The sequence below is a fragment of the Rhodococcus sp. NPDC003348 genome (assembly GCF_053589375.1).
In genome coordinates this window covers 1-19,509 of record NZ_JBSFRT010000020.1, presented here as the reverse complement: position 1 = coordinate 19,509, position 19,509 = coordinate 1, and the positions used below count along the sequence as shown (strand labels likewise).

Sequence of the window (19,509 nt, the reverse complement as noted above, 5' to 3'; positions counted from 1 at the left end):
CATGTCGGCGTGTCGGATGGGCGCAGTCGGTCGTGTCGGTGCGCACCTGGTCCTAGCAGTATGGCAACTGCGACCCACGACGTCTCGTGCGAGTCCGCAGATCGGGCACTAAGCCCCCTCTCAGACACCGCCGGTACGCTGATGCGCGTGATTGTGCAGGCAGCCGCTGACCTCGTGACCGATGGCCGGGACTCCGTGACGAACCTGGCACTGCTGCCGGGCTTCCTGGATCCGGTGAACCTTCTGAACTCGTTCGGCACCTGGGTGCTGGTCGGCCTGCTGCTGGTGGTGTTCATCGAGTCCGGCCTGCTGTTCCCGCTGCTGCCGGGTGACTCGTTGCTGTTCACCGCGGGCCTGATCGCCGCGTCGAAGTCCACCGAGGTGGAACCGTTCGCGCCGCTGTGGGTGCTGCTGGTGACGATCCCGATCGCCGCGATCCTCGGCGACCAGGTCGGCTACTGGATCGGCGCGAAGGGCGGCGCCGCCCTGTTCAAGTCGGACGACGCGAAGTTCTTCAAGAAGAGCTACATCGACGAGTCGCACGCGTTCTTCGAGAAGCACGGCCCGATCACCATTCTCCTCGCCCGCTTCGTGCCGATCGTGCGCACCTTCGCTCCGCTGGTGGCGGGCGCGTCGAAGATGAAGTACTCGGTGTTCCTCACCTACAACATCGTCGGCGGCATCGCCTGGGGCGCGGGCGTCACCCTGCTCGGCTACCTGCTCGGCCAGATCGGCTTCATCCGCGACAACGTGGACCTGATCTTCATCGTCATCGTGCTCGTCTCCGTCATCCCGATCGCGGTCGAGGTCGGCAAGCGCTACCTCGCGTCGCGTCGCGCCCCCGCCGCCGACGCCCCGGCGACCACCGTCGCCGACGAACGCACGCCGTAGTCGATGCCGCTGGCCGTCGCCGACCTCGGACCGTTCGACAGTGTCGGGCCGGTCGTGGTGTGGCTGCTCGTCGTGACCTTCGTTTTCCTCGAGTGCGCCTTCATCGTCGGACTGTTCCTGCCCGGTGACTCGATGCTGCTGACGGCCGGGATCGTGCTCGCCGGGCACTCGGCGGGGACGGCGCACGTGTGGTCGCTGTCGGCCGGCGCGGCCGCGGCCGCGATCGCCGGCAATCAGGTCGGCTACGTGATCGGGCACCGCAGCGGACACCACCTGGCGGCCCGCCGTGACGGCAAGTACCTCAACACCACGAACCTGCACAAGGTCAACGCGCTGCTCGATCGGCACGGGTTCTGGTCGGTACTCGTCGCCCGGTGGATCCCGTGGGTGCGGACCCTGTGCCCGCTCGTGGCCGGCGCCGCCCGAATGAATCACCGCGCCTATACCGTCGCGAGCACGCTCGGGGCGCTCGCGTGGGCGCCGGTGCTGTTGCTGCTCGGGTTCTACGCGGGCGAGTTCCTCGAACAGGTGCCGTGGCTGATGCCCGCGGTGCTGGCGGTGCTGGTCACCGCGCTCGTCGTCGGGACGGTCGTCGGGGTGCGGCAGTACCGCCAGGAACTCGAGAAGCCGCCGGAGGACTACGCGGTCGAGTGAGCCCGCCGGGTGTTCGCGAGGATCGCGTCGTGGACGTACCACGCGAATCCGGGTGCGATCCCGTCCCACTGATCGACGACGGCGGGGTCGGCGACGTACTCCCGCGCCACTTCGACGTGACGGTCGGCGCCGCAGTCGTGGAACCAGCGTTCCAGGTGCCGACGATGCTGCTCGGCGGCGTCCATCGCCTGCTCGCCGTCGGCGGGCACGCCGGCCGCCATCGCCTCGGCGAACGCGGCGATGGCACTCTCCGCCTCGGCCTTGATCTCGTGCCAGTCCTCGGCGGTGTACGCCGATGTGGCCCGCCACTCGCCGCCGGTGCCGCGGGCGGCGGCGAACAGATCCGCGAACCGGTCGGTGCCGAAGATCTCGAGTTGTTGTGCCGGTGAGAGTGCAATGCCCAGGCGCCGGGCCTCGATCTCCCGTTCCAGTTCGGTGAGCAGGTGCGCGGTCCGGGCCTGCCGCTGTCGCAGCAGGCGGTGCTGGCGGCGCAGGTGGGTGTCCGGGTCCGGGTAGTCGATCAGCGCGGCGATCGCGTCGAGGGGAAAGTCGAGCGCCCTGTAGTAGAGGATGCGCCGCAACCGGTCCAGGTCGGTGTCGGTGTAGCGGCGGTGGCCCGCCGAGGTGCGCGCGTGCGGAGTCAGCAGCCCGATCTCGTCGTAGTGGTGCAGGGTGCGCACCGACGTCCCGGACAGCTTCGCGACCTGCCCGACCGGGTACTCACCCACGGCGACGGGCTCGCTCGAGTGCCTCGGCGAGCAGGTCCACCGCGAGCTGCCCGCACCGCGGACCCGGGTTCAGGATCGAGATCCACGACTGCGCGGCGTACACCGGATGCGGCAGCAGCCGGTCCGCCTCCCGGTAGTCGTACTCGCGGCGATGGTCGGCGTGCTCCTCCGGTCCGTGGCCGAGCAGGTCCCGGAACCGGTCTCGGCCGACGTGGACGTTGAGCCGGTACACGCCGGGGCGGTCCAGGTCGGACGCGGTGTCGAACCCGGGGTAGTCACCGGTGACGATCGTCGCGAACGGGGACCGGTCGTCGGGGGCTCCGTCGGCCGGTCCGCGATCGGCGTAGACGAACACGTCCCCCCACGCGACCTCCGGTGCGCCGTTCTCCGCTCCCGCGACCAGGATCCGGACCCCGTCCATCGCGGCCGCCCGGGCCACGGCCTCGTCGAGTGTCCAGGTGTTCTGCGATGTGCTCATGCCGGCCACGGTAGAACCTCACGCTGCGTGGGGTGCAAGCGTTTCCCGGGACGGGTCCCGGGCTCCCTCGATAAACTGGCTGCGCAGCAAGGGTTTCCCCGGCAACGGTTCCCGGTCGCCGTCTCCTCGCGACGACGAGACCACGAAGGGACGTCACCGATGTCCGAATTCCCGCCGATCGCGGAGTACGCCTTTCTGTCCGACTGCCGGACCGTCGCACTACTCGCCCCGGACGGAAGCGTCGAGTGGCTGTGCCTGCCCCGCCCCGACTCGGCCAGTGTGTTCGGCTCGCTGCTGGATCGATCCGCGGGGTTCTTCAGGCTGTCGCCGGCGAACATGACTGTGCCGTCGCAGCGCCGGTACCTGCCCGGGACGCTCGTGGTCGAGACGACGTGGTGCACGCCGACGGGGTGCCTGGTGGTCCGCGACGCCCTCGCCATCGGGACGTGGTCCGGTGCGCGCCGGATCCCCGGGCACCGGCGGCCGCCCGGCAACTTCGTCGCCCTCGGCATGATGGTGCGCACCGCGGAGTGCGTGGAGGGCACGGTCGAGACCACGGCGAACTGCCTGCCCCTGTTCGACTACGGTCGCGACGCCGGATCGTGGGCGTACGTCGACGAGGGCTACGGCCACCTGCGGTGCCGTGCCGTGGGCGCCGCGCCCGACCCGACGCTCACGCTGACGAGCAACCTGCGGTTCGCGATCGGCGGCGCCAGGGCGGGCGGGCGCACCGACCTGATGGCGGGAGAGCACGCGTTCGTCGCGCTGTCATGGGGCGACCTGGCGCCGCCGCGGACGTTCGAGGAGGCGGAAGAGCGGATCGAGACCACCGGGCGACTCCACCGGGCGTGGTTGCGGCACGCCGCGCTGCCCGATCACCCGTGGCGGCCGCACCTCGAGCGCAGCGTCATGACTCTCAAGGGGCTGACGTACGCGCCGTCCGGCGCGATCATGGCCGCGGCGACCACGTCCCTGCCGGAAGCTCCGGGTGGAGAACGCAACTGGGACTACCGATTCTGCTGGATCCGCGACTCGTCGTTCCTCCTGCGGGCACTGTTCGATCTCGGACACGACTGGGAGGCGGTCGAGTACTTCGAGTTCCTGATGGACGCGATCACCGGCGGCTCGCCCGGCGACGGTTCATCCGGGGCCGCACTGCAGATCATGTACGGCATCGACACCGAACGGGACCTGACCGAACGCACCCTCGACCACCTCGGGGGCTACGACGGAGCCCGCCCCGTCCGCGTCGGCAACGGCGCCTACGCGCAGCGCCAGCACGACATGTGGGGTCTGACGCTCGACTCGATCGCCACCCACGTCCGGCACGCCAGCCGACTCGGTCCGCCCGCCTGGACCCTGGTGACGAGTCTGGTGGAGGGTGCGGTCGCGGCCTGGCGGGAACGCGACCGCGGGATCTGGGAGATGCGGGGCGAGCCACACCACTTCACCGCGTCGAAGGTGATGTGCTGGGTGGCCCTGGACCGGGGCGCCCGGCTCGCCGCCGACCGCGGCGACGCCACCGATGCGGCGCGGTGGCGCGCGATCGCCGACGAGATCCACGCCGACGTGTGCGCGCACGGCGTCGACGACCGCGGCGTGTTCGTCCAGTACTACGGGGCCACCGCGCTGGATGCGTCCGCGCTGCTCGTGCCGCTGATGGGGTTTCTGCCGCCCGAGGACGAGCGGGTCCGGGCGACGGTGACGGCGATCGAACGGGAGCTGACGTCGGACGGGCTCGTGCTGCGCTACCGGGCGGGGACCGACGACGGGTTCACGGACCCGGAGGGAGCCTTCACGATGTGTTCGTTCTGGCTGGTGTCGACGCTGACGATGATCGGCGAGACCGAGCGAGCGCACCGGCTGTGTGCGCGACTGCTGTCCCTGGCCAGCCCGCTCGGGCTGTACGCCGAGGAAATCGACCCGCTCACCGGCGCACAGCTCGGCAACTTCCCCCAGGCGTTCACCCACCTCGCGCTGATCGAGGCCGTGACCCGGCTGATCCGGGCCGAGGCGTGACCGGGTCCGAGCTGCTCAGACCCGGAACCGGCGGGTCGGCCGCGGCTCGAGCGTGCCGGCCGCGACGTACGCGGCCTCCATCAGCATCCACCCGCCCAACTGGACGGACAGGTCCCGCTCGGCGATGTCGGAGGCGTGCACGGTTCCGCCGGAGAACGTCGCGATCCCGGCGCCGAGGCCGGGCAGCCGCGCCGTTCGGGTCCAGTCGCAGCCGAACAGGGGCTGGCCCTCGATCTGCAGCCGGTTGTCCCACGCGGCTTCCGCGGAGTCGAGGACGATCTGGGCGGCGATGCGCCGTGCCCGCTGGTCGGGCTCGCTGTCGCCGGGCAGCCGCGCGGCGACGTGTGCGAGGTACCGGGCGAGGATGCCGTCGAAGAGGCCGCCGTCGCCGCCCCCACCGCCGGCGATCACCCCGTCCACGGTCAGGTGCTTGTCGATCGCGTCCACGAGATCGTGTACCCGTCGCCGGTGCCGTGGCTCGTCCAGACGCAACGCCAGCTCGGTTTCCATGCCGAGCGCGACCCCCTGGCAGTACGTGTAGACGGCGCGGTCGAGGACGCCGGCGGGCACCGGTCTGCCGGAGGGGAACCGGATCCCGTCGAGGATCAGGCCCGTCGCGGGATCCTTGAGCGTGTCGTCGATCCAGTCGGCCATGGCCTGCGCCCGCAGCAGGCGACCGGTGCGGGCGAGCAGGATCGCGGCGGGACCGTTGGCCGGCGCGTTGTAGAAGTCCGAGCGGGTGCGCCACGGGATGCCGCCCCCGGACTCCGGCGCCCACGCGCTGAACACCTGCGTTTCGAGGTCGCCGATCGCGACCCGGAAGTCGAGATGGTGCAGCCGCTGCGCCCGTTCCAGCGCGATACCGAGCCACGCCATGTCGTCGTAGTACTGGTTCGTCCACCCGGTGATGTTCCGGATCCGGTGGGCACGACCGATTTTCGTGATCCTGCGACGACGGCGCGAGGTCGGGTTCCGGTCGGCGGCGTCGATGACGCAGTCCAGCAGATGGGCCTGCCACCAGTAGTGCCAGGTGAAGAACAACCGCTCCCGGCGAACCGGCGGCCACGCGACCACCGCCAGACTCGTGCCGGGCAGCGCCCACAGTCGCCGGAGATGCCGGGTGACCACCGCCTCCTCGGCGGCGTCCGCCCGCGCCGACCACTCGTGCTGCATGACAACCGATCTTGCCTATTCGAGGGACGATTCGCTACCACGACCGGCCGAGATCGGCGTGTTGCCGAATCCAGGCGTGCATCGCGATCCCCGCGGCCACCCCGGCGTTGATGCTTCGGGTGGAACCGAACTGCGCAATCGAGACAGTCATCGCGGCGGACCGCTTCGCATGATCACTGACGCCCGGGCCTTCCTGCCCGAACAGCAGGATGCACTCGCGCGGCAGGTTCGCCGTCTCCAGCGGGACCGAACCGGGCACGTTGTCGACGGCCACGACGGCGAGGTCCGAACTGGCGGCGTACTCGAACAGTTCCTCGGCGGTCGGGTGGTGGACGATGTGTTGATAGCGGTCGGTGACCATGGCGCCGCGCCGATTCCACCGTCGCCGACCGACGATGTGCACGGCGGCCGCGGCGAAGGCGTTGGCGGTGCGGACCACCGTGCCGATGTTGGCGTCGTGCCCGAAGTTCTCGATCGCGACGTGGAACGGGTGCCGCCGGGTGTCGATGTCCGCCATGATCGCGTCCCGGCTCCAGTACCGGTAGGCGTCGACCACGTTTCGCCGGTCCCCCGAGATCAGCAGTTCGGGGTCGTACCGAGGGTCGTCCGGCAGCGGCTCGCCGCGTTCGACCAGCCACGGTCCGACACCGTGCGGGTGCTCGCCCCATTCGGTGGGTCCGGGCTCGTCGCCGTGTTCGGGCCGATTGCCGTCGACGCCGTCGGAACCGCTCGTGCTCATGGGTTCATTGTCCCGCCCGCCTCGCACCCTCCGAAGTCCGGGCACCCGGAGACACGACTGTGGGCGGGTGCCGCGCAGTCGCGACACCCGCCCACAGTCGAGAGGGGGGCGTTACCCGGCCTGGTCTCAGGCGGCGTCGGCGGACAGGCTCGCGACCGAGCCGCCCAGCTCGACGAGGCCGGAGGCGGCGTCACCGAAACCGGTGAGCAGGTTGCCGAAATCGCCGAGAGCGGAGAGCAGGCCGATGATCTGATCGATGTCCATGAGCGTCCTTCGCGTCAGCACGGCTGGGCCGTGGAGGTTTCGCATCACCGGATGGCGACGACGACGCGTTGAACAGTAAGGGCAAGGATAGGCTTACCTCAACACGCTCGAATGTGAGTTGACCCACACGGTCGGTCAGAAGGTCTCGTTGGAGTTCGACGAGATCCGGAAGCCGTGCCCGGTGTCGTCCTTGCGGCAGGTGATCCCGTCCGCCGCGGACACGCAGGTGAATCCGAACGACGCCACGGTCTGCCCGACCGGCAGCACCGGGTCGGTACCGCCGGAGGTGTACACGAGCCCGCCGGAGCACAGGAACTCGGCCGGGCCGGTGCCGGTCACCCGGATGCCGCTGCCCCAGTTCACCATGCAGTTCTCCGGTCGCGGCGGGACCGGAGTGGTGGTCCCCTGGCAGCCCGCCTCCGTGCGGGTGGCCAATTCGATTATGCCGCACTGAAATCCACCGGCCGGGGCGGTGAAGTAGACCGCCTCGTTGCGCCGGTAGGTGGTGGTCGGCGGCGCGGTGGTGGTGGTCGGCGGCGCGGTGGTGACGGTGGTCGTCGTGGTCGGTACCTCGGTCGTTGTCGGTGCGGCCGTGGTCACCGGCGCGGTGGTCGTGGTCGTCGGCGCTGCCTCGTCGGCATCGGAGGCGCCGCAGGCCGTCACCACCATTGCCGCGGCCGCCGTTCCCAGTACCGCCAGCACTCGACGCGAACCCACCAGCACTCCCCTTCCGTACGGATCGCGAACGACCCTACGGCCTGCCGTCGGTCGGGCGAAACCCACTGTCAGGTGTGCGTGATCCGGCGGTTGAGGGCCCGGCTCGCCCATGCCGGCGCGAACCGGGACGCGAGCAGCATCAGGAGGGCCTGAGCCCCGACGGGATAGTGAACCTTCGGCAACACCCGGGGCCGTCGGCGCACGGCGGACGCGATCTCGTCCGCGACGTCGTCAGCGGTCAGGTGGATGCCGAGCGAGGCCACCGCCCGCGTGTCCATGTCGTCGGTCATCGCGGTGCGCACGAACAGCGGCCAGATCGCGAGCACCCGAATTCCCGATGCCCGCCACTCCAATTCGAGGGCCTCGGTCAACCCGCGGATGGCGAACTTGGTCGCGCTGTACGTGGCGAGTTCGGGTTGCCCGTAGATCGCCGAAGCCGAGCACAGGTTGACCACGACCGCGCCCGGCGTTGCCGCGAGATACTCGTGGGCGGCCGCGCATCCCGCGACCACCCCTCCCACGTTGACGTCGACCATCGCCCGGTGCGCGGCCGGGTCGGTCTCCGCGAACGGGCCCGAGGACAGCACGCCCGCGTTGTTGACGAGGACGTCGAGCCGGCCTCCGGAGTCCGCGGTGAACTCGGCGAGCCGCTGCCGCCACTGCGCGGCATCGGTGACGTCGAGGGTGCCGGTGTGCACCGCACCACCGTGCGCGCGGATCTCGTCGGCGAGCACCGCCAACCCCGGTCGGTCGACGTCGAACGCCCCGACGAGGTACCCGTCGCGGGCGAATCGTCGAGCCGTCGCACGTCCGATACCGGCTGCCGCACCGGTGATGACCACCGCTCGCTTCGTCATGTCGCGAGGGTAGTTCGCGCGCCTACCCTGGAGGTGGAGGATTCGATGTTCCACGAACGGATCGCGCGCGTGGTGCTGGCCGTCACCGCCGGGTATCTCGTGATCCTCGGGTTCTGGCTCGGCTGGCTGCTGCCGCACACCCCGCCGGCGACGATCCCGTTCCAGCTCTGCGGACTGCTCGCCGCATACGGTTCGGCGCTCGGTCTCGGCATGATCTGGGCGGATCGGCCACCGCGCGCCGATCGCCGGATCGAGCGTCGCGGTCTGGAGGGCTGGGCGACCATCGACCGCTCCCGGTTCCTCGCCGTTACGCCGCGCCACGGGCACCTCACCTCTCTGCACCTGCAGCTGACGGTGCCCGGCGAGCAGTCGTACTCGGGAAGCATCGTCTACGAGGTACCCGAGGGCATGGACAAGCGGTTCGCCCCCGGCAAGGTCGTGTCGATCCGCGTCGACCCCCGCGACCGCGATCGCATCGTCCTGTTCCCCTAGGACGTCATCCCCTCGACGAGCAGTGCCTGTGCTGCGGCATAGCTGGCTAGGATGACGCCCTCGGCGGCGCGCCGGCCCGCGGTCCCGCGCACGAAGAGGCGCCGCACCACGATCAGCGCGTCGGATCCGGTGAACAGCAGCCCGCCGAGACCGAGCCGGCTGCGCGGGTCCGCGTTCGGGACCACGTTGCCCGCGACGACTCGCGCGCCCGGAGCCAGCGACGGATCCGCGGACAGCGTCGACGTGGTGCCGAGCACCGCGCCGTACGCGGTCAGCGTCGGCGCGACCCGACGCGCCCGCGCTCGCAGCAACCCGGCGGCGCCGAGCCACCCGAGCAGCCGCGGCACCAGCGCCGGGGCGGTCGGGCGGGCGCCCCGCCGAGCGAGCACGGTCGAGTACCCGACCTGCATGACCGCGAACGAGCGCGCACCGTTCATCAGCCGGGTGTCGTCGTCGGGGTCGATCATGAACACGTCACCGACGGTGGCCGCGGCCAGGGAGCCGAGCAGGACGGCGGTGTCGACGCGGTCGATGTTGCCGCGCCGGCGCAGCACCCGCGCGGCCAGCGCCGGCGCGATCAACGGCTTCGCGACCAGTTGCAGCTTCTCGTTCTCGACGACCGCACCGACGACCGTCGCCGCGGTCGCACCGAGAAACACCGCATGTTCGAGCTTCATCCCCACCTCCGGATCCGGGTACTGCGGTGAGGGTAGCTGCCGGGCGATGGCCATATCCTCGGATCATGACGTTCATCAAGATGTGCGGACTCCGGGACGAGGCCACCGTGGATCTGGCGGTCGGGCTCGGGGTCGACGCCGTCGGGTTCGTCTTCGCCGACAGCCCCCGCAAGGTGACGCCGGAGCAGGCGGCGCAGCTGCGGATCCGGGTTCCCGAGGCGGTTCTCCCGGTCGGGGTGTTCGTCCGGATGGGCCTGGACGAGATCGTCGCCGCCGCCACGGCCGCGGATCTGGACCACGTGCAGGTGCACGACCTGCGCTCGGCCGCGGATGTGTCGGCGCTGCACGACGCCGGGCTGACGGTGATCCGCGCGGTCAACACCGGCGGCGCGGAGGATCTGGCCGACGATCTCGGAGCGGACCTGCTGCTGGTGGACGGCGCCGTCGCGGGTGCCGGGGTGACGTGGGACTGGCAGGACCGCAGTGCCCTGCCGTCCGGCCGGTGGATCCTGGCCGGTGGACTCACCCCGGAGAACGTCGCGCGGGCGGTGACAACGTCCGGGGCCTGGGGGGTCGACGTGTCCAGTGGCATCGAATCGAGCCGTGGCGTCAAGGATCCCGCGCTGATGTCGGCCTTCGCGGCGGCGGTCCGCTCCGGCACCTGACCCATTTCCGACCCTGCTCTGGGTCTCACACACGGTTTACATACATAGTTTACCTATGCAATAATCTTGACTCATGGCGACGACAGGCGACCCGGAGGCAGTCAGCGACACCGAGGCCCACCTGCGCCGAGTGCTCGCGGAACTGGTGACCAACTCGTCCCGCTTCACCCGACTCGCCTCGTCCATGTCCGCCGACACGTGGTCCCGGCCGTGGATGCGCGCGCTGTCCCTCCTCGAGGAGTACGGCGCGCTGCGCGTCAGCGAGGTCGCCCGACTGGACAGTTCCTCGCAGCCGACGGCGACCGCCCTGCTCAAGCAACTCGGCGCGGCGGGACTGGTTCGGCGGCAACGTGATCCCGAGGATTCCCGGGCCGTGATGATCGAGATGACCGATGCCGGACGCGCATGGCTGGCCGAGGCACGCGACAACATCGGCGCCACCCTCGCCGAGCATCTGCCGGGCATCGACGCCGGGCAGATCGAACGACTCTCCCTCAGCCTTCGCGATCTCCGCGAGGTCGTGAAGGAGTCGAGAAAACAGCAATAGCACACGATTTCACACAAAGGAGGTGTCCGTGACCACCACCGCCACGGCCCCCGCATCCGAAGCGGAGGACACCAGCATCCTGCATCAATCGAAGGCGGTGTGGGCGGTCGCCTTCGCCAGCGTCATCGCCTTCATGGGCATCGGTCTGGTCGACCCGATCCTCAAGCCGATCGGCGAGGACCTGCACGCCACACCGTCCCAGGTTTCACTGCTCTTCACCTCGTACATGCTCGTCACCGGCGTCGCCATGCTGGTCACCGGCGCCATCTCCAGTCGCATCGGCTCGAAGAGGACGCTGCTGTCCGGTCTGGCGATCATCGTCGTCTTCGCCGCACTGGCGGGCACCTCGGACACCGTCGGCGGCATCATCGGCTTCCGCGCCGGCTGGGGCCTGGGCAACGCCCTGTTCATCGCCACCTCCCTCGCGACGATCGTCGGCGCCGCGTCCGGCGGTGTCGGGAAGGCGATCATCCTGTACGAGGCGGCACTCGGCGTCGGCATCGCGGTGGGCCCTCTGGTCGGCGGCGTGCTCGGCGACATCAGTTGGCGTGCACCGTTCTTCGGCGTCGCCGCGTTGATGGCGGTGGCGTTCATCCTGATCGTGGCGATGCTCCCGGCGACCCCGGTCCCCAAGTCCGGGCACACCTCGCTCGCGGCGCCGTTCCTCGCACTGCGCCACCGAGGACTGCTGACCGTCGCCATCACCTCACTGCTGTACAACTACGGCTTCTTCACCCTGCTCGCGTACACGCCGTTCCCGCTCGACATGGGTGCGTACCCGATCGGTTTCATCTTCTTCGGATGGGGCCTGGCACTGGCGATCTCGTCCGTCTTCCTGGCGCCGCGACTGCAGCGCCGGTTCGGCACGCTCCCGATGATGATGGTGGCGCTGGGACTGTTCGCCGCCGACCTCGCGGTGATGGCGATGTTCACCGAGACGAAGGCCGTGTTGATCGTGTGCGTCGTCCTCGCCGGCCTGTTCCTCGGCGTGAACAACACGCTGATCACCGAGACCGTGATGATCTCCGCGCCGGTCGAGAGGTCCACCGCCTCCGCGGCCTACAGTTTCGTCCGCTTCGTCGGCGGCGCCGCCGCCCCGTGGGTGGCGGGCAGGCTCGGTGAGCACCACGCGAACCTGCCGTTCTGGGTCGGTGCGGCATGCACGGTGGCCGCGATCCTCGTGTTGTCCACCGGTCGAAAGATCCTCGCGCACGTCGACGACCGCGACCCCGCGCCACACAGCGTCGAGGAGGCGACCGCGGTCGCCGTCGGCGCCGCCGACTGACCGCCTGTGGAGGGGAGGTCCGCGGCCCGGTTTCGCGTGAAACCCGGCCACGGACCTCCCCTTCCGCATTCTTCCCGGTGCACCGCCCGGTTGGGCTTGCGATCGAACGTGTGGCAGCATGAGCCGGCGCCGACGGCGGACCGACTCGTCCACTCGCTCGGCCGGGGGAATCGACAGACGAATACAGGGGGAAATCCATGAACATCCGTCGCTGTGCCGTGCGCGCGTTCGGGGCCACTGCCATCGCCGCCACTGCTTTCACGGGCGCCGGCGCCACCGCGACCGCCGCGCCGACGCCCGCGCCGGTCGTGTACTCGACGCTGGCCGGCCCGACATTGGCGGCGATCGGCCAGAACTCGTTCTGCCACGGGCTGATCGACACGTCGATCGAAACCGACCCCGCCCGCCCGGGTGTCGCAACCGTCGTGTTCACCTCGCGCGGCATGCACGGCCTGACCCCGGACTGGGCGGCCGATCCGTACTGCCGTTTGGATGCCGAAATCGTCTACGGAACCGCCTTCGGCGTCGCCCAGGTCGCATCGGTCCCCCTGCGTTTCGGTGAGAGGCCGGGAGAAACGGTGCGCAGCGAGGTCGTTCCCGGTTCCGGACTCGCCGTGATCTCCGTTCAGGCGACCTTCACCAACGCGAGCTGGACCCAGCTGCGACCCCAATTCGGTGTCACGGTCAAGGGCAACCTGATGATCCCCTGATTCCCCTGTCTCCGGCCGAGACGCCGGAGCCGGCTACCGAACGCGACTCACCAGCGGTTGTGGACGTCCTCTGCCCAGCCGACGACGTCCTCGACGCGCACCCAGGCGCCCGAGTCGTCCCGCACCTTCCCGGACCAGTGGCCGAAGCACTGGTGTGTCTTGGACGCGAAGACCTTGAGGTCGGTGACGGACTCCTTGAGGTGAAACGGGGTGAACGTGAGATCGACTGTCTCCCCGGCGATTCGCCACGGGGCCATCCAGTCGCCCCGGTCGTAGGTCCAGACCAGTTCCTCGCTGATCTTCGACAGGTGTCCGTCGACGAGCAGTGAGTTCTCCACCGATCCGGTGCCGTCGGTCCACTGGCCGCCCACCTGGATGCCGATCACCCGGCCGTCGGTGCGGCCCGATCCGGCACCCCAGTTCCAGCGCACCGAATACGGCCAGCGGCCCCGACCGTGGTCGAGGGTCGCCCAGGACTCGCCCTCGGGCACATCGTGGGCGACACCGTCGACGCGAATGCTTCCCGTCGCGGGCCGGGCGACGTCCTTGACGGTGTACTGGAAGAGCCGCTCGGTCCAGGGGACGACCACGCCGAGGCATTCGTGTCCGTCGGGCCGGTGGGCGATCACGTCGATCTCCACCCGCTCGCCTCGGGCCCGCAGCCGGGTCCCGCCGTCGACCTCGTCGATGTCGATCCGCACCTTCTTGGTGCGGGAGCGGGCCGGGCCGGCGCCGAGGGTCCCGGGCAGGGTGGCGCTGCGTCCGCCCACGCCGATCGCGTCGTAGGAGATCGCCTGTCCGGTGGTCCGATCGAGCAGCCAGATGCCGTGCACGGCCGCGTAGTCGATGTCGGAGAGCACGAGCGCGACGACGTGGGTCGGCGTGGTCACCGCCCAGTACTCCCACCGTTTGTTGCGACCCTTCCCCACGCGGCCGCGGCCGATCCCGTCCGTGGTGATCAGGGGTGTCCGCGTCCACCCGACCGCGTCGGGGTTCAGGCGCCCGTCGGGCAGGGTCAGCGGGACCGGCTCGGTGATCTCGCGTTCGGACACGGCGAGCGGGAGCGCCGGCCCGCCGGACGCGTGGTCGTGCCGCTGGCGCAGACGCCGGTTCGAGGCGCGGACCGCCTCCGCGTCGACCTTCAGCACCCGGCGGTCGTAGGTCATCAGACCGTTGGTCTCGTCCTCCACGTCGGCGAGCTGGGTGTAGACGAAGGCCGTCAGGCCCTCTTCGACGGCACGCCCGACCTGCGCGTGCTGCAGCCGGAGGAACGCGCGCTCGAAGGCCCCGCGGTCGGCGTACTTGCGGTAGCCGAACTCCTTGTCGTTCCACACGTGTCCCGGCACCCGGTGGGAGTAGCCGCCGTACTCCGACAGCACGGCGGCGCGCTCGTCCTCGGCGTCGGCGCGCGAGAGCCGGTAGGGCCGGAAGTAGACGTGCCGGCTGGCCATGTCGCCGCCGCGCTGGTCGTGCCAGCCGCTGACGTGGTCGACGGGCCGGGTCGCGTCGAGCGCCTTGACCCGCTCGGTGGTGGCGTTGGCGTCGAACTGCCCCCAGCCCTCGTTGAACGGCACCCATGCCGCGATGCTGGGAACCGAGCGCAGCAGTGTAACCGTCGCGTCGACTTCCTCGAGGAACTCGGCCCGGCCCGCGGCGTCCTGCCGTCCGAACAGCGCGTACCGCGAGTCGTCCAGTTTCACCGGCAGGAGCACGGGCGCGGTCACGACGGCGGTCCGGTAGCTGCGGCCGCCGTTGACCATGTCCTGCCAGACGAGCATTCCGAGCCGGTCGCAGTGGTGGTACCAGCGCATCGGCTCGATCTTGATGTGCTTGCGCAGCATCGTGAAACCGAGTTCCTTGGCCGTCCGGATGTCGTGCACGAACGCTTCGTCCGACGGCGCGGTGTACAGGCCGTCGGGCCAGTAGCCCTGATCGAGCAGGCCCGCGTGCAGGTAGGGCGCACCGTTGAGCAGCAGCCGCGTGCGACCGGACGCGTCGGGCCCGAGCCCGAACGAACGCATCCCGACATAGCTCGAGACGCGGTCGGCGGCGAGCGTCACCTCCACGTCGTACAGGAAGGGGTCGTCCGGCGACCACCGGCGCACGTCCTCCCCGAGCCGCAGCCGGGTCCGGGCACCGACCGCGACGGTCTCGCGGACCACCTCGCGCCCGCCGGCGCCGACCGCGACCTCGGCCACGGATGCGCCTGTCCCGCCGGCCACCACGCAGACCTCGACCTCACCGGTCTCCAGGTGCGGGACGAGTTCGAGCCGGTCGATCCACCGCTCCGGGACCGACTCGAGCCAGACGGTCTGCCAGATCCCCGACTGCGGCGTGTACCAGATGCCCCCACGATCGAGCTTCTGCTTTCCCCGGCTGCGCCAGGACGTGTCGGTGACGTCGCGGACCCTGACGACCAGCTCGTGGGTGTCGCCGCTGTCGAGGGCGTCGGTGATGTCGAGCGCGAAGGGCAGGTAGCCGCCCTGGTGCCCGCCGACCGACGTGCCGTCGACCCAGATCTCGCAGTCCTGGTCGACCGCGCCGAAGTGCAGCAGCACCCGGTCGCGGACGAAACCGTCGGGCAGGATGACGGTGCGGCGGTACCAGAGCGCCTCGTCCGGCTGCAGGGTGCGGTTCACGCCGGACAGCGGCGCCTCGGGTGAGAACGGCACCACGATCTCGCCGTCCCACCGGCCGGGCGGCGCGGTGACCCCGACCGAAGTGAAGGCGTGCTCCCACCGGCCGTTGAGGTTGAGGTACGAGTCGCGCACCAGCTGCGGGCGCGGGTACTCGGGCAGGACGTTGTCGGGGTCGAGGGCGTCGCCCCACACGGTCTTCACGAGGTGGCCTCCAGTGACTTCGGCTCGGGGGTCGGGTCCGTACCCATCGTCCGCAGCAGCAGGACGGGGATGACGATCAGCGCCACCACGACGGCAGCGGCCGGGAAGATCCACGGGGTCGGCACCTGCTTCACGACGCCGAGGTCGACGTAGGTCTCGTCGGCGCCGGCGATCACGGCGGCGCCGAGGAACGGGCCGATCACCATCGGGATGAGGACGGCGAAGATCATCCGCAGACCCTGCACCTGCCCGGCCCGGTCGGGCGGCGTGAGGTTGCGGACGGTCGCCGAGATGGCGGCCACCCCGAGCATGAACCCCGACATCATCACGATCCCCACCACGATGACGGTGAGCATGCCGCGCGCGGGAAACATCAGGAGGAGCCCGACGGCGTACATCACCGCCACCGGCAGGATCGCCCGCGAGGGACCGACCCTGTCGAGCACCCGCCCGCCGACGACGCTGATCACGGCCGCGCCGAGCAGGACCGAGGCGAGCACGATCGCGTACCCGTCGATGTCGAGGTACCGCTGGACGTAGATGATCAGGTACGGCAGGAACACCTGGGTGCTGGTGCCGAGGACGGCCCAGGCGAGCAGGGCCACGTACAGGCGCGGGTTGTCGCGCACGGTGCTCGGCCGCAGTCCGTGCACGACCGAGGACAGGTAGCTGCCACCGGGTTTCGGGTGCCGCGGCTCGCGCAGTCCGAACCACGCGATGACGCCGACGAGGGCGGTGACGCCGCCGATGATCGCGAAGAACAGGCTCCACTGGCCGTCCTGGGTCATCGGGTCGAGCGCCCCGAAGACCACCAGCATCGCGAGCAGCGGCATCGTGGCGAGGACGCCGTCGACCTTGCCCCGGTTGCCGGGGTGGGTGGAGTCGGTGACCCACGCGTTGAAGGCGGCGTCGTTCGCGGTCGACCCGAGGACGCTCATCACGCAGTCGAGCAGCACGATGGCGACGACCGCGACAACGACGGCGTCGAGCATCGGCAGCATCGACGCGGCGGAGTCGACACTGACCAGTCCGAATCCCGCGGTGCAGGCGCCCCACAGCACGTAGCCGGCCGCGATGAACTCGCGGCGCCGGCCGGTGCGGTCCGACGCGGCTCCGGCGAGCAACGTCGCGATCGTCGCGGCGACGGCACTGGTCGCGACGAGGGTCGCCAGCGCCGTCGGCGAGTCGGTGATCGTGTCGTAGACGAACACGTTGAGGTACATGTTCTCGACCGTCCAGGCCAGCTGGCCGGTCAGGCCGAGGAGGACCACCCAGGTCCAGAGGCGGCGGTCCGCCGGGCGTTCGTGCATCACGCGACAATAGGTGGCGCGTGCCACGGCGGTGGCCCGAACTCCCACTTCCCGGAATCAGCCGATGCGACGGGCGGGACCACCGCCGGCGTCGACACGCAGGAAGGCGGGGTCGCCGAGCCCGCGCGAGCGGGCTTCCGAAAGCACCTCTGCGGCAACCCGGTCCACCTCGGGCGCCTCGACCAGGGCGATCGCGGAGCCGCCGAAGCCACCACCGGTCATCCGGGCGCCGTGTGCTCCCGCGGCCAGCGCGGCGTCGACGGCACTGTCCAGTTCCGGGCAGCTCACCTCGAAGTCGTCGCGCAGCGACCGGTGCGAGGCCGTCAACAGCGGACCGATCTCGCGGAGCCGTCCGGATTCCAGGAGCGGCAGCACTTCTCGCACCCGGCCGATCTCGGTGACGACGTGCCGGGCCCGGCGCACCAGCTCCTGGTCGCCGCGGCCGCCGATCTCGAGACCCTCGTCGGCGGCCACCCGCAGGGACGGAACGCGCAGCGACGCCGCCGCCGCCTCGACCGACTTCCGGCGCTGCGCGTACTGCCCGTCCACCAGTTGGTGCGGGGCGCGGGTGTCGATCACCAGCAGCGCGAGCCCGGAGCCGGCGAGGTCGAACGGAATCGGCGCCGCCGTGCCGTCGGCCGAGTCGACGAGCAGTGCGTGACCGGCCGTGGCGCGCAGGGAGATCGCCTGGTCCATCCCACCGGTCGGGGCGAGCGCGATGTCGTTTTCCGCGGCCACGCAGCAGGACGCCAGCCGGGCCCGGCCGCGATCGTCGGTGGGCAGGCCTGCGAGGTCCGCGACCGCGATCGCCAGAGCGCACTCGAGCGCCGCGGAACTCGACAGCCCGGCCCCGATCGGGACCGACGACTCGACGGCCACGTCGACCCCGAACTCGCCGCCGATCAGCCCGTCGCGGCGCATGGCCCACACCACCCCGGCGAGGTAGGCCGCCCAGCCGGACGGCACGCCGGGCGCCACGTCCGCGGCCGCGCCGTCCCACGGATCCAGCCCCGACCGCAACCGCAGCCTGCCGTCACCGCGACCGCGGACGGCGACGGCGGTGCGGTGCGGCAACGCGATCGGAAGCGACAGCCCGTCCGCGTAGTCGACGTGCTCGCCGATCAGGTTCACCCGTCCGGGCGCCGTCCACACCCCGTCCGGCAGGCCGCCGAACTCGGCATCGAACCGTGCGGTGACCGCCGCCGCCAGCTCGGCGTCGGAAGCCGGTGTCAGCCAGTCGATCACGATTCCCCCGCTTCCCGTGCGCCGGCTCCGGACGCGGCCGCCCCGGGCGCGATCGCGCGGAACCGGGCGGCGACCGCCTCGGGCGTGGCGTCGGAGATCCACGCCCCCATCCCGGATTCGGAGCCGGCAAGGAACTTCATCCGGTGCGGCCCGCGCATCAGAGAGAACACCTGCAGGTGCAGCCGTCCCAGCTCCCTGCCCTCCCCCACCGGGGCCTGGTGCCAGCCCGCGATGTAGGGCAGCTTGTCGACCCCCTCGAAGAACCGGTCCAGCCGGGCCAGGATGTCGCGGTACACCACGGCGAGTTCGTCGAGTTCGTCCTCGGTCAGTTCGGTGAGGTCGGCGACGTCGCGGTGCGGGGCCAGGTGCAGTTCCACCGGCCATCGGGCGGCTGCCGGGACGTACGCGCTCCAGTGGCGCGCCTCGATCACCATCCGGGTGCCGGCCTTGCGTTCGGCGTCGAGGACGTCGCGCAGCAGCACCCGGCCGGTGCGCGCGTGATGGGCGCGCGACTGTCGCAGCAGTGCCTCGGTCCGCGCGGGCAGCTCGGGGTAGGCGTAGATCTGGCCGTGCGGATGGCCGAGGGTCACCCCGATCTCCTCGCCGCGGTTCTCGAAGCAGTACACCTGCGCGATGCCCGGCAGCGCGGAGAGTGCGCGGGTCCGGTCCACCTGTGCCGCGAGCACGGTGCGCACCCGGGACAGGGGCAGGTCCGCGAAGCCGAGGTCGTGGCGGCTGGTGAAGCACACCACCTCGCACCGGCCCGCCGCGCGGCGTTGCGGCCACAGGTCCATCCCGTCGACGTGGTCGGTCACCGGCTCGGCGGTACGCGCGAACGACGGGAAGCGGTTCTCGAACACCGCGACGTCGTAGTCGTCGGCGGGGATCTCGGTCGCCGGCCCGCCGGGCCGGGTCGGGCACAGCGGGCACTCGGCCTCGGAGGGAAGGAAGGTGCGGCTGTTGCGGTGCGAGGCGAGCGTCACCCACTCGCCGGTGAGCACGTCGTAGCGCATCGTGGACGTCGCCGCGACCGGGGCGAGGTCGCGTCCGTCACGCAGTTCGCGGGTGGCGACACCACCGGCATACGGCTCGGTGTCGTCGAAGTAGATCAGCTCGCGCCCGTCGGCGAGGGTGGTCGTGGTCTTCCGGATCGGCACCGGCCCACGATAGGCGCCTCCGGCGCTCGTGCGTGGTTTGCGGGTCCCGGGACCCGCAAAC

20 protein-coding genes are annotated in these 19,509 nt (G+C 70.7%); 8 read left to right on the top strand and 12 right to left on the bottom strand.

Annotated features, from left to right (window positions below; genetic code table 11):
• Positions 1 to 141 precede the first annotated feature (141 nt).
• Together ACWDU4_RS14765 and ACWDU4_RS14760 are read left to right on the top strand one after the other, a co-directional pair.
• A complete protein-coding gene (locus ACWDU4_RS14765; protein WP_450114646.1) occupies positions 142 to 891 on the top strand; it encodes a VTT domain-containing protein in 750 nt (249 codons plus the stop codon).
• Positions 892 to 894: 3 nt separating this feature from the next.
• Positions 895 to 1,545, top strand: coding sequence for a DedA family protein (locus tag ACWDU4_RS14760; RefSeq protein WP_450114645.1), 651 nt, complete (start codon positions 895 to 897; stop codon positions 1,543 to 1,545).
• Here the strand turns inward: ACWDU4_RS14760 and ACWDU4_RS14755 are convergent.
• Both ACWDU4_RS14755 and ACWDU4_RS14750 read right to left on the bottom strand, forming a co-directional pair.
• The gene (locus tag ACWDU4_RS14755) at positions 1,530 to 2,273 is read right to left on the bottom strand and encodes a MerR family transcriptional regulator (RefSeq protein ID WP_450114644.1); all 744 of its coding nucleotides are present in this window, start codon (positions 2,271 to 2,273) and stop codon (positions 1,530 to 1,532) included. The genes ACWDU4_RS14760 and ACWDU4_RS14755 overlap by 16 nt on opposite strands.
• Positions 2,266 to 2,751 carry a DUF6194 family protein gene (locus tag ACWDU4_RS14750; protein WP_450114643.1) on the bottom strand — a complete coding sequence of 162 codons (486 nt, stop codon included), beginning with the start codon at positions 2,749 to 2,751 and terminating at the stop codon, positions 2,266 to 2,268. Before ACWDU4_RS14750 ends, ACWDU4_RS14755 begins: the two co-directional genes overlap by 8 nt.
• Before the next feature lie 159 nt (positions 2,752 to 2,910).
• Here ACWDU4_RS14750 and ACWDU4_RS14745 point away from each other — a divergent pair, with 159 nt between their 5' ends.
• Positions 2,911 to 4,770: a glycoside hydrolase family 15 protein gene (locus ACWDU4_RS14745; protein WP_450114642.1), complete on the top strand. Its 1,860-nt coding sequence runs from the start codon at positions 2,911 to 2,913 to the stop codon at positions 4,768 to 4,770.
• A gap of 15 nt (positions 4,771 to 4,785) precedes the next feature.
• Here ACWDU4_RS14745 and ACWDU4_RS14740 read toward each other — a convergent pair whose 3' ends face one another.
• The 5 genes from ACWDU4_RS14740 to ACWDU4_RS14720 form a co-directional block, all read right to left on the bottom strand.
• On the bottom strand, positions 4,786 to 5,943 hold the full coding sequence (locus ACWDU4_RS14740; protein ID WP_450114641.1) for a glycoside hydrolase family 76 protein: 1,158 nt from the start codon (positions 5,941 to 5,943) through the stop codon (positions 4,786 to 4,788).
• Between the two features lie 34 nt (positions 5,944 to 5,977).
• The gene (locus ACWDU4_RS14735; protein ID WP_450114640.1) at positions 5,978 to 6,682 is read right to left on the bottom strand and encodes a TrmH family RNA methyltransferase; all 705 of its coding nucleotides are present in this window, start codon (positions 6,680 to 6,682) and stop codon (positions 5,978 to 5,980) included.
• A 126-nt stretch (positions 6,683 to 6,808) separates the two neighbouring features.
• Positions 6,809 to 6,946: a hypothetical protein gene (locus tag ACWDU4_RS14730; RefSeq protein ID WP_450114639.1), complete on the bottom strand. Its 138-nt coding sequence runs from the start codon at positions 6,944 to 6,946 to the stop codon at positions 6,809 to 6,811.
• 135 nt (positions 6,947 to 7,081) lie between these two features.
• Positions 7,082 to 7,663 (bottom strand): DUF6636 domain-containing protein, encoded by a 582-nt coding sequence (locus ACWDU4_RS14725; protein ID WP_450114638.1) that lies wholly within the window; start codon positions 7,661 to 7,663, stop codon positions 7,082 to 7,084.
• Between the two features lie 68 nt (positions 7,664 to 7,731).
• Positions 7,732 to 8,520 carry an SDR family oxidoreductase gene (locus ACWDU4_RS14720; protein WP_450114637.1) on the bottom strand — a complete coding sequence of 263 codons (789 nt, stop codon included), beginning with the start codon at positions 8,518 to 8,520 and terminating at the stop codon, positions 7,732 to 7,734.
• Between the two features lie 45 nt (positions 8,521 to 8,565).
• On the opposite strand from ACWDU4_RS14720, the gene ACWDU4_RS14715 reads away from it, so the two are divergent.
• On the top strand, positions 8,566 to 9,012 hold the full coding sequence (locus tag ACWDU4_RS14715) for a hypothetical protein (RefSeq protein ID WP_450114636.1): 447 nt from the start codon (positions 8,566 to 8,568) through the stop codon (positions 9,010 to 9,012).
• Here the strand turns inward: ACWDU4_RS14715 and ACWDU4_RS14710 are convergent.
• Positions 9,009 to 9,689 carry a lysoplasmalogenase gene (locus ACWDU4_RS14710; protein ID WP_450114727.1) on the bottom strand — a complete coding sequence of 227 codons (681 nt, stop codon included), beginning with the start codon at positions 9,687 to 9,689 and terminating at the stop codon, positions 9,009 to 9,011. The two genes, ACWDU4_RS14715 and ACWDU4_RS14710, sit on opposite strands and share 4 nt — an antisense overlap.
• 65 nt (positions 9,690 to 9,754) lie before the next feature.
• On the opposite strand from ACWDU4_RS14710, the gene ACWDU4_RS14705 reads away from it, so the two are divergent.
• From ACWDU4_RS14705 to ACWDU4_RS14690, 4 genes are all read left to right on the top strand, one after another.
• The gene (locus ACWDU4_RS14705) at positions 9,755 to 10,354 is read left to right on the top strand and encodes a phosphoribosylanthranilate isomerase (protein WP_450114635.1); all 600 of its coding nucleotides are present in this window, start codon (positions 9,755 to 9,757) and stop codon (positions 10,352 to 10,354) included.
• Positions 10,355 to 10,427: 73 nt separating this feature from the next.
• On the top strand, positions 10,428 to 10,901 hold the full coding sequence (locus ACWDU4_RS14700; protein WP_450114634.1) for a MarR family winged helix-turn-helix transcriptional regulator: 474 nt from the start codon (positions 10,428 to 10,430) through the stop codon (positions 10,899 to 10,901).
• 28 nt (positions 10,902 to 10,929) lie between these two features.
• Positions 10,930 to 12,186, top strand: a complete 1,257-nt coding sequence (locus ACWDU4_RS14695; RefSeq protein WP_450114633.1) for an MFS transporter — start codon at positions 10,930 to 10,932, stop codon at positions 12,184 to 12,186.
• 197 nt (positions 12,187 to 12,383) lie between these two features.
• Positions 12,384 to 12,896 carry a hypothetical protein gene (locus ACWDU4_RS14690; protein WP_450114632.1) on the top strand — a complete coding sequence of 171 codons (513 nt, stop codon included), beginning with the start codon at positions 12,384 to 12,386 and terminating at the stop codon, positions 12,894 to 12,896.
• 47 nt (positions 12,897 to 12,943) lie between these two features.
• Here the strand turns inward: ACWDU4_RS14690 and ACWDU4_RS14685 are convergent, their stop codons facing one another.
• Genes ACWDU4_RS14685 through galT form a run of 4 tightly spaced genes read right to left on the bottom strand, consistent with a single transcriptional unit; the run spans position 12,944 to position 19,442 of the window.
• Positions 12,944 to 15,736 carry a DUF2804 family protein gene (locus ACWDU4_RS14685; RefSeq protein ID WP_450114631.1) on the bottom strand — a complete coding sequence of 931 codons (2,793 nt, stop codon included), beginning with the start codon at positions 15,734 to 15,736 and terminating at the stop codon, positions 12,944 to 12,946.
• Positions 15,733 to 17,046, bottom strand: coding sequence for an MFS transporter (locus ACWDU4_RS14680; protein ID WP_450114630.1), 1,314 nt, complete (start codon positions 17,044 to 17,046; stop codon positions 15,733 to 15,735). Before ACWDU4_RS14680 ends, ACWDU4_RS14685 begins: the two co-directional genes overlap by 4 nt.
• Before the next feature lie 57 nt (positions 17,047 to 17,103).
• The gene (gene galK, locus ACWDU4_RS14675) at positions 17,104 to 18,291 is read right to left on the bottom strand and encodes a galactokinase (RefSeq protein WP_450114629.1); all 1,188 of its coding nucleotides are present in this window, start codon (positions 18,289 to 18,291) and stop codon (positions 17,104 to 17,106) included.
• Entirely contained in the window at positions 18,288 to 19,442 is a 1,155-nt protein-coding gene (gene galT / locus ACWDU4_RS14670) for a galactose-1-phosphate uridylyltransferase (RefSeq protein WP_450114726.1), read from the bottom strand. Before galT ends, galK begins: the two co-directional genes overlap by 4 nt.
• Positions 19,443 to 19,509: the final 67 nt, after the last annotated feature.